Annotated in this window: 13 protein-coding genes; 5 read left to right on the top strand and 8 right to left on the bottom strand. The window is 38.5% G+C overall.

Annotated elements, in window-relative coordinates:
• Positions 1-391: 391 nt before the first annotated feature.
• Positions 392-928, top strand: a complete 537-nt coding sequence (locus BI291_RS09555; RefSeq protein ID WP_074498534.1) for a gamma carbonic anhydrase family protein — start codon at positions 392-394, stop codon at positions 926-928.
• 8 nt (positions 929-936) lie between these two features.
• On the opposite strand, the gene BI291_RS09550 is transcribed toward BI291_RS09555, so the two are convergent.
• The gene (locus tag BI291_RS09550; protein ID WP_074498533.1) at positions 937-1,170 is read right to left on the bottom strand and encodes a hypothetical protein; all 234 of its coding nucleotides are present in this window, start codon (positions 1,168-1,170) and stop codon (positions 937-939) included.
• A gap of 3 nt (positions 1,171-1,173) precedes the next feature.
• Entirely contained in the window at positions 1,174-1,992 is an 819-nt protein-coding gene (aroE, locus tag BI291_RS09545) for a shikimate dehydrogenase (protein ID WP_074498532.1), read from the bottom strand.
• Positions 1,993-2,060: 68 nt separating this feature from the next.
• Here aroE and BI291_RS09540 point away from each other — a divergent pair, with 68 nt between their 5' ends.
• Entirely contained in the window at positions 2,061-2,447 is a 387-nt protein-coding gene (locus BI291_RS09540; protein WP_074498535.1) for a group II truncated hemoglobin, read from the top strand.
• Between the two features lie 140 nt (positions 2,448-2,587).
• Here the strand turns inward: BI291_RS09540 and BI291_RS09535 are convergent, their stop codons facing one another.
• Positions 2,588-3,289 (bottom strand): OmpW family protein, encoded by a 702-nt coding sequence (locus BI291_RS09535; protein ID WP_074498531.1) that lies wholly within the window; start codon positions 3,287-3,289, stop codon positions 2,588-2,590.
• A 231-nt stretch (positions 3,290-3,520) separates the two neighbouring features.
• On the opposite strand from BI291_RS09535, the gene BI291_RS09530 reads away from it, so the two are divergent.
• Positions 3,521-4,510 (top strand): sensor domain-containing diguanylate cyclase, encoded by a 990-nt coding sequence (locus BI291_RS09530; protein ID WP_175573107.1) that lies wholly within the window; start codon positions 3,521-3,523, stop codon positions 4,508-4,510.
• A gap of 32 nt (positions 4,511-4,542) precedes the next feature.
• Here the strand turns inward: BI291_RS09530 and BI291_RS09525 are convergent, their stop codons facing one another.
• Genes BI291_RS09525 through BI291_RS09515 form a run of 3 tightly spaced genes read right to left on the bottom strand, consistent with a single transcriptional unit; the run spans position 4,543 to position 6,372 of the window.
• Entirely contained in the window at positions 4,543-4,914 is a 372-nt protein-coding gene (locus tag BI291_RS09525) for a diacylglycerol kinase (RefSeq protein ID WP_074498529.1), read from the bottom strand.
• A 4-nt stretch (positions 4,915-4,918) separates the two neighbouring features.
• Complete coding sequence (gene hemF / locus BI291_RS09520) at positions 4,919-5,830, bottom strand: oxygen-dependent coproporphyrinogen oxidase (RefSeq protein ID WP_074498528.1); 912 nt, start codon at positions 5,828-5,830, stop codon at positions 4,919-4,921.
• A complete protein-coding gene (locus BI291_RS09515; RefSeq protein WP_074498527.1) occupies positions 5,827-6,372 on the bottom strand; it encodes an L-threonylcarbamoyladenylate synthase in 546 nt (181 codons plus the stop codon). Before BI291_RS09515 ends, hemF begins: the two co-directional genes overlap by 4 nt.
• Positions 6,373-6,657: 285 nt before the next feature.
• Here BI291_RS09515 and purE point away from each other — a divergent pair, with 285 nt between their 5' ends.
• Positions 6,658-7,140: a 5-(carboxyamino)imidazole ribonucleotide mutase gene (gene purE, locus BI291_RS09510; protein WP_074498526.1), complete on the top strand. Its 483-nt coding sequence runs from the start codon at positions 6,658-6,660 to the stop codon at positions 7,138-7,140.
• 11 nt (positions 7,141-7,151) lie between these two features.
• Entirely contained in the window at positions 7,152-8,309 is a 1,158-nt protein-coding gene (locus tag BI291_RS09505) for a 5-(carboxyamino)imidazole ribonucleotide synthase (protein WP_074498525.1), read from the top strand.
• Between the two features lie 46 nt (positions 8,310-8,355).
• Here BI291_RS09505 and BI291_RS09500 read toward each other — a convergent pair whose 3' ends face one another.
• Complete coding sequence (locus BI291_RS09500; RefSeq protein WP_074498524.1) at positions 8,356-8,910, bottom strand: type I DNA topoisomerase; 555 nt, start codon at positions 8,908-8,910, stop codon at positions 8,356-8,358.
• 147 nt (positions 8,911-9,057) lie between these two features.
• Complete coding sequence (locus BI291_RS09495; protein WP_074498523.1) at positions 9,058-9,321, bottom strand: hypothetical protein; 264 nt, start codon at positions 9,319-9,321, stop codon at positions 9,058-9,060.
• Positions 9,322-9,530 lie beyond the last annotated feature (209 nt).

The following is a 9,530-nucleotide window of genomic DNA, read 5'->3' as shown; positions in this document are numbered from 1 at the left end:
TGATGTCAACCTTTTTCTTAAAAAACTTTCGTTTATTTTTGAATGTTTGGTTTGTTGTTTTATACCGCTTTCGTGATACTAAACTTATCAAAACACCTTCTTGGCTTGTCCCCGAGAAGTGGATGCGCATTTTAGGGATTTTTACCGCGCCGTCAACAACTATTTTCAATTAATTGTTTGTTTGCTTTGTTTTTGTACAAACCCCGTGTTTATTGGTATAAAGTAACCATAATCAGGTAAAACATTAATCAATTGTTAATTATTAGATAAGTTCTTAGAAAACAGCTTTTTATTATCTCTATTAGCATTTTAGCTAATTTCAACGTACCCTTTTATTAAGTACTGCAATTCTTTTACTATAAATTAGTGAAACACAAGTTGAGAGTTATCTATGTCTACTAATCCTCTTAGAAGTTATAAAGGTATTATGCCTATTGTTGGCAAAAATAGTTATATTGATGAAAGTGCCGTATTAATTGGTGATATAACCATGGGAAATGACGTCAGTGTTTGGCCGTTAGTAGCAGCCAGAGGTGATGTAAATAAAATATCCATCGGTGATAGAACTAATGTTCAAGATGGTACTGTATTACATGTAACGCGTTCATCTAAATCAAACCCAGACGGCTACCCTTTAATTATCGGTGATGATGTCACCATTGGCCATAAATGTATGTTACACGGCTGTACTATAGGAGATCGTGTGCTAGTTGGGATGGGCTCTATTATTTTAGATGGAGCAAAAATTGAAAATGACGTATTTATTGGCGCAGGAACTGTGGTGCCACCGAATAAAGTGTTACGGTCCGGTTACCTCTATGTTGGTAACCCGATGAAAGAGGCAAGACCGCTCAAAGACGCTGAAGTTAATTTTTTAAAGGAGTCAGCTTTAAATTATCTTGTCACTAAAGACGAGTACCTTGAATAAAGATACCTTTAAATATCATAAATATGAATTTCACCGTGCTCTGGCTCATTCCTTTCTAGCCAAAGCTCGGTGATCTCTTCAAGATCATATTTAGTACATTGATCAATGCTGGCTAGATGCTTCAAGTTAGGAGAATGAAAATAAATCGTGATCAATTCACCTGCTTGCAACCCAGTCATGCACCACACATTCTTTTCTTGGTTAAAAGCTAAGTCATCGTTGAATAAAATGGCTTGATTCATTGTTTATATTAATTCCGCTCGTAAATTAGCTAACACGCTTTTAGTTTCTGGTATAACCTGACGCCAAATTTCAAAAGCAACCGCAGCCTGCCCCACTAACATTCCTAATCCATCAACCGCTTTTGCACTATTATTATCAAGCGCCCACTGACAAAAGATAGTTGGTTCATTGCGATACGCCATATCATATGCAAGGGTGTTATTGGTAAATATTTGTGTCGGCACAGATGGCAATTCATTAAATAAACTCGCAGATGTTGAATTAATGACAATATCAAACCCCGCTTCGAGAAATAATGATTCTTGCGAAAGCGCCTCTATATTACCATAGGGTTTAAATCGTTCAGCTAATGCTTTTGCTTTAGCTTCTGTTCTATTAACAATCACCAATTTTTCTGGCATGCAGTCTAACAACGGTTTAATCACCCCGCGAGAGGCACCCCCAGCTCCAATTAATAGAATGCGTCCTTGTAAGTTGGCGTTATTGGCTTTTAAGTCTTCCACTAACCCAGGGCCGTCGGTATTATCTCCAAGAATTGTACCATTTTCATTGAACGTTAATGTATTGACTGCACCAGCAAGTTCAGCGCCTTGAGACAAAGTAGTTGCTAGCTTATAGGCTTGCTCTTTATAGGGAGCAGTAACATTACAACCTTTTGCACCGCTTGCGATAAAATGTTTAACTGCAGTACAAAAATCATCATGCTCTGGTTTTATTGCGTTATACTGCAACGCTTGGCCTGATTGTTCAGCAAATTGTTGATGTATAAATGGTGATTTAGATTGACTAATTGGGTTACCAAAAACAGCGTACTTGTCCATAAAATTATCAGAAGGTTATCACTTTGTTAGGCATTAAAAAGCTTTTATCACAAACAAACAAGTCCAAAATGTTATCTCCTAGTAATACTCCATATATGCTTATTGGGCAAGAAGCTGGTACAAGGGCTTTAGCCAATGCCTTTTATGACGAAATGGAAAGTAATATTCACCTGCAAGAATTACTGGCTATTCATAAACAACCACTAGACGATATCAGAGAAAAGTTCTTTCAGTACCTATCTGGCTGGTTAGGCGGACCACCATTATATGAAGAAATTTATGGTCACCCTCGCCTACGTCAACGGCACATGCATGTTGCTGTCACTAAAAAACAAGCGGAGTTATGGTTGTTGTGTATGAACAACGCCGTAAATAAAACAATTGATAATGACTCGTTAAAAAAGCATTTACGTCAATCTTTTACGCAATTGGCATTGCACATGGTGAACCAATAAAAAAGCCACTTATAGCATTAAGTAGCTTTTCAAACATTAATAAACATTGTTAATACAATAATCAAGCCATAGAGTGGCTATGCTTAACACGCTAATGAAGTGCTAAGTTGATCAAACCTTTAATTCAATTGGTATAAAGCTTAAAACTTGTAACCAACTAATAATGAGAATACGACAGGATCAACATCTACATCCGCAGAGCCTTTTATTTCATCACCAATGTTGAACGTAGCTTCTGTATCAATATCAATGTAGCGAACAGAAGCATTTAAATGCCAATTGTCATCTAACTGATAATCAGCACCAACTTGTATTGCGTAACCAAAAGAGCTATCTAAGGATAAATCATTGAAGCCAAGTGATTTCGGCGCCTTTTTAAAGTCTTCATCAAAGAAAATTGTATAATTCAAACCTGCACCAACGTATGGTTTAAAAGCAGTGTCACTATCAAAATAATAAATGGCACTAATTGTTGGTGGTAAATGTGTTGTTTCACCTAACGTCGCACCATCAACGTTAACATTAAAAACACCCGACGAAATACCTTGTGGATCGTGAATAGTAATGTCGTGAGTAAACGGCGTCGCAGCTAGTACTTCGATAGCCCAATTATTATCATAAAAATAAACAAAATTTAGACCTAATTGCGAATTGTCATCTACTGAAAGCGACAAGGGTGTATTACCGCCTAATGCATCAACATAAACACCTGATTTGTCGCTATTTGGGTTAACATTGGTTACGCCACCACGTACAACAAGATCACCTGCCTGATAATCTTGTGCAATAGCACCAACAGATAAACTAGATAAAACCGCTAATGTAATAAGACTTTTTTTCATGAGAGTAACTCCTAAATTATTTGACGGCATCATATGACTTACTCAGCAGCAAAAAATTGATTTAACGCAACATTTTTAGGGTTAATCGAGGGGGAACAGTTCAAACAAACTAATATACTGATCTAAATCAATATTATTGATTATTTCTCGTGAATTTTTGCACAAACATTCACGTTTAAAAATCAACCAGAAATACCTGTGTTATATTTAATGAAAAACATGGGGTTGCTTATGCTAAAAAATCGCCCAGTTCAAGAACAAGTGTTAATAGTACTGTCATTAGCTATAGCGGCTATTCTTGCGCCTTTTGGGGCCTATCGTCTAATACATGCTGATTGGATAATTGGCATCTTTGATATAAGCGTTACGCTTTTACTTATCTTGCTTAGCATCAATGTATATGAGAAACGCCATATTGATGTTGCAAAGAAAGCATTAAGTATTTTTGTTTTTAGTGCCGTATTAATTACCGTTTACTTAAAAGGTAAACCTCAAGCAGTTTGGCTTTACCCTGCTATTCCCCTTATTTTTTATCTAACAACGCCATTAATCGCAGCAAGAGTCACAATTCTATCTATTGCTGTGATGGCATTTTTGATGCACGAAATAATGCCATTATTTGAACTTATGACCATGATTTTTACTTACTTAGGAACTGGCATATGCTCTTTCGCATTTGGTTATCAATGGCACAAGCACCAGCAGGAGCTAATTGCTTTAACCGTTACCGACCCATTGACAAACATAAAAAACCGACGTGCTTTTAATGATGATTTAGCAACATTAACTACAACAATCAAGCATTCTGAAGAACATGTATTACTCATTTTTGACATTGACAACTTCAAACACATCAATGATATTTATGGTCACGATATTGGGGATAACGTGTTAATCAGCATCACAGAAATTGCTCAATCAATATTACCAGAAAACACAGAACTTTATCGCATTGGCGGCGAAGAATTTATCATTATATTTCATGGTATTACACAGAATTCGGCAGAGAAGTTCGCTCATTTATTGCGACACAAAATAGCGTCAGCTGAAATGTTAGAGAATCAGCAAGTGACCATTTCAATTGGCGTAGCTGGGTATCAAGAATCAGGCTATTGTCCCAGTAAGTGGTTCAAACGGGCAGATAAAGCATTGTATCGTGCAAAAGAAAACGGTCGAAATTGTGTATCGTTTGCTAGCTCACCTAAGCCTAAACTTCTTTAATGATTAAAAAGTACAAATAGTAATATAGAACATTAAAATAGTGTGTAAACTTTATAACCCCACACCAATACAAAATAACAAATAGCGACAAAAACAGCAGCAGAGCCTAAGTCTTTCGCTAAACCGCTTAATTCATGATGTTCAAGGCTAATGCGATCTATTGCAGCTTCTACCGCAGAATTTAATAACTCAGCGATCATAATGCCCATAATCGCTGACATTAATAACGAAAATTCAATAAAGTTATCAGCAATATAAAGCGCAACAGGAAATAAAAGCAGGAATAAGTACACTTCTTGTCGAAACGCTATCTCATTATTATAAGCAGCTTTTAACCCAACAAAGCTATTTCTTATTGCTGGACCAAAACGTTGTAAGTGACCATATTTAAGTTTTTCTGTCATGCTTTTACTCTGTTAACCACTCTCTAGCTGTTAAATATTTAGAGAGCATTGCTTCATCGCTCCCCTCATCTGGTTGATAGTTATATTCCCACCTTGCAAGTGGCGGCATTGACATTAAAATAGATTCAGTACGTCCACCCGACTGCAAACCAAACAAGGTGCCGCGATCAAACACTAAATTGAATTCCACATAGCGACCACGTCTATATAATTGAAACTGACGATGTTCATCCTGAAAAGGCGTGTTTTTACGTTTTTCCATAATTGGAATATAAGCATCAGTAAAGCCACTTCCCACCGCTTTCACATAAGAAAAACATTGTTCAAATGACCACTGATTTAAATCATCAAAGAATAGCCCACCAACACCACGGGTTTCATTTCTATGTTTGAGATAAAAATAATCATCACACCACGCTTTGTGTTCTTGATAAACATGTTCACCAAAGGGGGCACACAAATCATGTGCGGTTTGGTGCCAATGTTTTATATCGTCCAAGAATGGATAAAACGGCGTTAAATCAAACCCACCACCAAACCACCATACTGGCTCTTCACCTGCTTTTTCAGCAATAAAAAACCTAACGTTTGCATGCGATGTGGGGATAAAAGGGTTTTTCGGGTGAATGACCAGTGAAACACCACATGCTTGCCAAGTTCGGCCAGCTAGTTCAGGACGATGCGCCGTTGCTGATGGAGGTAATTTGTTGCCAGAAACTAACGAAAAATTCACACCACCTTGCTCAATGACAGACCCACCTGTTAATACACGAGTACGACCGCCGCCGCCTTCTTCTCGTTGCCATGCATCTTCTACAAACTTACCCTGACCATCTGCTTGTTCTAGTTGGGTACATATATCATCCTGTAATTGCTTAAAAAACGAGATGACTGTTTCAATATTAACTTGTTTCATGAACGAAAAGTTTCCCCAGTTAATGCATCAATAATCGTTGACGGTTTATCAAATCCTAATGTATCACCCTTAATAATGTAATCTACGCTACTCGCTAAGGTGCGCTCAACTTCCTGCCAAGTTAATGCTGGTGGTCGCCCCGACAAGTTTGCGCTTGTTGAAACCACAGGTTTACCTGTTTGCCGACAAAGTGCAACAACATCAGGTTGGCTTGTCACTCTAACCGCAAGGCTCGTAAATTTACCTGTTAAATACTTAGGCGTAGAAGATTTAGCTGGCAACACTTGCGTGACACCATCCGGCCAACGCGAAAGAACAGTAAAGCGCTTATCTTGAGGAATGGCGTTATCTTCAATATATGGCAATAATTGAGAGTAATTTCCAGCCAACAAAATCAACCCTTTTTCAACGGGTCGATTTTTAATCTGCAATATTCGTTCTACCGCTGATTGATTGTCTGGATCACAACCTAATCCAAATACTGCTTCGGTTGGGTAAGCAATTACACCACCTTGTTGGAAGGTTTCTACTGCCGTTGTCATTATGTTGTTACACACTCAAAAAAGTTGATAGCGGCGATTATAGGTGTTTTAAAAAGATTTTTCATTGCTGTTTTATTGTTTAAAAAAGAAAGTAATTGAGTCATCAATGATACGTTAGACCGCATCGCCTTTTTTACACCTAAACCCTAAACAACGAATTGCTCTTTTTAATAGCCAAATTAGTAAAATTTCCGTATTTTTGTAAACACAGGTATAATGCGCGGCTTATTTTTAGTCGCGGTAGATACCGTAATTTCAGCAACCATCAAATCAAGGTGATATATCATGAAAGTGGGTATTATCATGGGGTCAAAATCAGATTGGCCTACAATGCAACATGCAGCAGAGATGTTAGATTCATTAAATGTTCCTTATGAAACTAAAGTGGTATCTGCGCATAGAACCCCTCACTTACTCGCAGAATATGCTGAAAATGCAAAAGATCGTGGCATTAAGGTAATTATTGCAGGTGCTGGTGGCGCTGCACATTTACCCGGTATGACCGCAGCATATACTCCACTACCTGTTTTGGGTGTGCCTGTGCAATCAAAAGCATTAAGTGGCCAAGACTCGTTACTTTCTATCGTACAAATGCCGAAAGGTATCGCGGTAGGTACACTTGCTATCGGTACAGCAGGTGCAGCAAATGCCGGATTATTAGCCGCACAAATTATCGCAACACATGATAATGATATCATGGCGAATATTGAAAAATTCAGAACAGAACAAACTGATACTATATTAAGTAATCCTAACCCTGCGGAATAGAAAGTAAGCTAATGAAAAAAGTTTTGGTATTAGGCGCTGGCCAACTTGCACGCATGATGGATCTTGCAGGTTCACCGTTAAACATGGATGTAAAAGCATTTGATGTTCGTACCAATAAGGTTGTGCACCCATTAGCAGCAGAACTTATTTACGGAGACTTAACTGATGGCATTAACAATGCTGATGTTATTACTGCTGAGTTTGAACATGTAGCACACGATACGCTTGCACAATGTGAAGCCTCTGGAAAATTATTTCCGAGTAGCCAAGCGATTAAAATAGGTGGCGATCGCCGCTTAGAAAAAGCCTTATTAGAAAACTGTCAGGTAGCAAACGCAAAACATGTGATCATTGATAATAAAGCTGATTTTGACAAGGCACTTACCGTTTTAAGCTTGCCAATTATCTTTAAAAGCGCACTTGAAGGCTACGATGGCAAAGGTCAGTGGCGTTTAAAGTCTGCTGAACAAGCAGATCAAATTTGGCAAGAAATGTCTGACTTTATTGCACAAAGCCAAGCTTCCGTTCCACAAGGCATTGTTGCAGAGCAAATGGTACCTTTTGAACGTGAATTATCATTAGTGGGGGCCCGTAGCACTACCGGTGAAATTGCCGTTTATCCGCTAACAGAGAATCACCATACTAATGGTATTTTAAGCGTGTCGTTAGCTGCCCCAGTTTCTCAGACGTTGCAAGCACAGGCACATCAAGTATTTACTAAGCTTACTGAAAAGCTTGATTATGTGGGTATTTTAGCGATTGAGTTCTTTCAAGTTGGCGAGCAATTATTAGTGAATGAAATAGCCCCGCGTGTTCACAACTCAGGCCATTGGACCCAACAAGGTACTGATACATGTCAATTTGAAAATCATTTGCGCGCCATTTGCGGTTTACCATTAGGTAATACCGAATTGAATCGCCCTACTGCGATGATTAATATCATTGGTGAAGATAGTGTTCCAGTTGAAGTGTTAGCTATTCCTAGCGTTACTATGCATTGGTACGAAAAAGAAAAGCGTGCAGGCCGGAAAATGGGACACATAAATATCAGTGGCAATACACAAGCAGAACTTGCTTTGCGTCTTAATACTGTTGCTCAGCTATTAGATACAGAAGCATTTCCTGAGGTTGCACATTTTGCTGCACAATACCAAGAAAATCAAAGCTGATACGTTATACGATTATTTATGGAAGCGAGCACTCAGCTCGCTTTTTTTATGGCTGAAATTTACTGCACTTTTTCTGGGCGCATTGAAGCTTTTCACCGGCAGCCATTTGACGCTTCAATAATAACGGGAAGCTGCAGGTTATACACTTACCTTCCACAGGTTCATGATTAACAGCAAATTTACACTTAGGGTAGCCGTCACAGGCATAAAAGGTTTTTCCAAACCGACTTTGACGCTCAACAAGCTGACCTGACTTACAAGATGGGCATTTCACTGACATGCCTGAGGCTTGTTCTTCTTGCTCAATATGATGACATTCGGGAAAATTACTACAACCAATAAACATACCATAACGACCTTGTTTCACCGCAAGTTCATGGCCACACTTTGGGCATTCACTTCCCGGCAATACCTGTGCTTCCATTTTCTCTTGTTCATGTACAGGTCTTGTATACTCACAGCTAGGATAAGAAGAACATCCAAAAAAGGCACCCGCTTTACTCTTTTTTATCACAAGTTCACTGCCACATTCTGGGCAGACTTCATACTCTTTTTCCAAGGCATGTTCGTGGTGGGTAAATAGCGAGTCGTCGTTTGACATGATTCTCCGATAATCTAAAACTTGAATCGCTCAATTATCTCGCGATATGAGTGCAGAGTAAACGTTTTAAAGCTTTGAATACAAGGATAGATTATTTGTGATCAGAAATAAAACGTTCGCTCCGTAAATAATAATTCTGCTCAATTATTAATAATTTTCACGTCGATTTTCTTTTTCAAAATCAGTTTGAGTTTCGTAGGTTGAAGGTTGACATACAGAGGTAACTGTAGGTGATTCGACTTCTTCATTATTCGAATGAATCACCATAGAGTGTGTGACTTCCATTTCACCGTTGCATTGTTGTTGGGCACTGTAAGCATCTTCATAGCTTTTAGCCTCTTGCGGTGTAGCACAGCTACTTACTAATTGTGTAGCCGACAACATAATGACCATACTGATTAAACTTTTCATATTTACTCCATAACTAATAATACCAATTCGCATAAATATTCGGTCATTCAGCGAGTTTAAACGCTTTAGAGGCACGGCGTTGATTGCAGAGAATGGTTATTCAGGAGAACGTGCTCTGCGTTCTCTAATAAGCTACATCCTTGTAGCGTCCTTTTCAAAATCAACAACACAGGCTATGAAGCGTTTAAACTCGCCCTTTGGGAGCGTGT

Source organism: Thalassotalea sp. PP2-459 (genome assembly GCF_001913705.1).
GTDB lineage: Bacteria > Pseudomonadota > Gammaproteobacteria > Enterobacterales > Alteromonadaceae > Thalassotalea_C > Thalassotalea_C hakodatensis.
The sequence above is the reverse complement of the archived record's forward strand: the minus strand, read 5'-3'. Positions and strand labels throughout refer to the sequence as shown.

Excerpts from the sequence above, each read along its gene's own strand:
- BI291_RS09525 (WP_074498529.1), bottom strand. The coding sequence starts at position 4,914 with ATGACAGAAAAACTTAAATATGGTCACTTACAACGTTTTGGTCCAGCA.
- BI291_RS09495 (WP_074498523.1), bottom strand. The coding sequence starts at position 9,321 with ATGAAAAGTTTAATCAGTATGGTCATTATGTTGTCGGCTACACAATTA.
- BI291_RS09550 (WP_074498533.1), bottom strand. The coding sequence starts at position 1,170 with ATGAATCAAGCCATTTTATTCAACGATGACTTAGCTTTTAACCAAGAA.
- aroE (WP_074498532.1), bottom strand. The coding sequence starts at position 1,992 with ATGGACAAGTACGCTGTTTTTGGTAACCCAATTAGTCAATCTAAATCA.
- hemF (WP_074498528.1), bottom strand. The coding sequence starts at position 5,830 with ATGAAACAAGTTAATATTGAAACAGTCATCTCGTTTTTTAAGCAATTA.
- BI291_RS09540 (WP_074498535.1), top strand. The coding sequence starts at position 2,061 with ATGTTATCTCCTAGTAATACTCCATATATGCTTATTGGGCAAGAAGCT.
- BI291_RS09555 (WP_074498534.1), top strand. The coding sequence starts at position 392 with ATGTCTACTAATCCTCTTAGAAGTTATAAAGGTATTATGCCTATTGTT.
- BI291_RS09500 (WP_074498524.1), bottom strand. The coding sequence starts at position 8,910 with ATGTCAAACGACGACTCGCTATTTACCCACCACGAACATGCCTTGGAA.
- BI291_RS09505 (WP_074498525.1), top strand. The coding sequence starts at position 7,152 with ATGAAAAAAGTTTTGGTATTAGGCGCTGGCCAACTTGCACGCATGATG.
- BI291_RS09535 (WP_074498531.1), bottom strand. The coding sequence starts at position 3,289 with ATGAAAAAAAGTCTTATTACATTAGCGGTTTTATCTAGTTTATCTGTT.
- BI291_RS09515 (WP_074498527.1), bottom strand. The coding sequence starts at position 6,372 with ATGACAACGGCAGTAGAAACCTTCCAACAAGGTGGTGTAATTGCTTAC.
- purE (WP_074498526.1), top strand. The coding sequence starts at position 6,658 with ATGAAAGTGGGTATTATCATGGGGTCAAAATCAGATTGGCCTACAATG.
- BI291_RS09530 (WP_175573107.1), top strand. The coding sequence starts at position 3,521 with ATGCTAAAAAATCGCCCAGTTCAAGAACAAGTGTTAATAGTACTGTCA.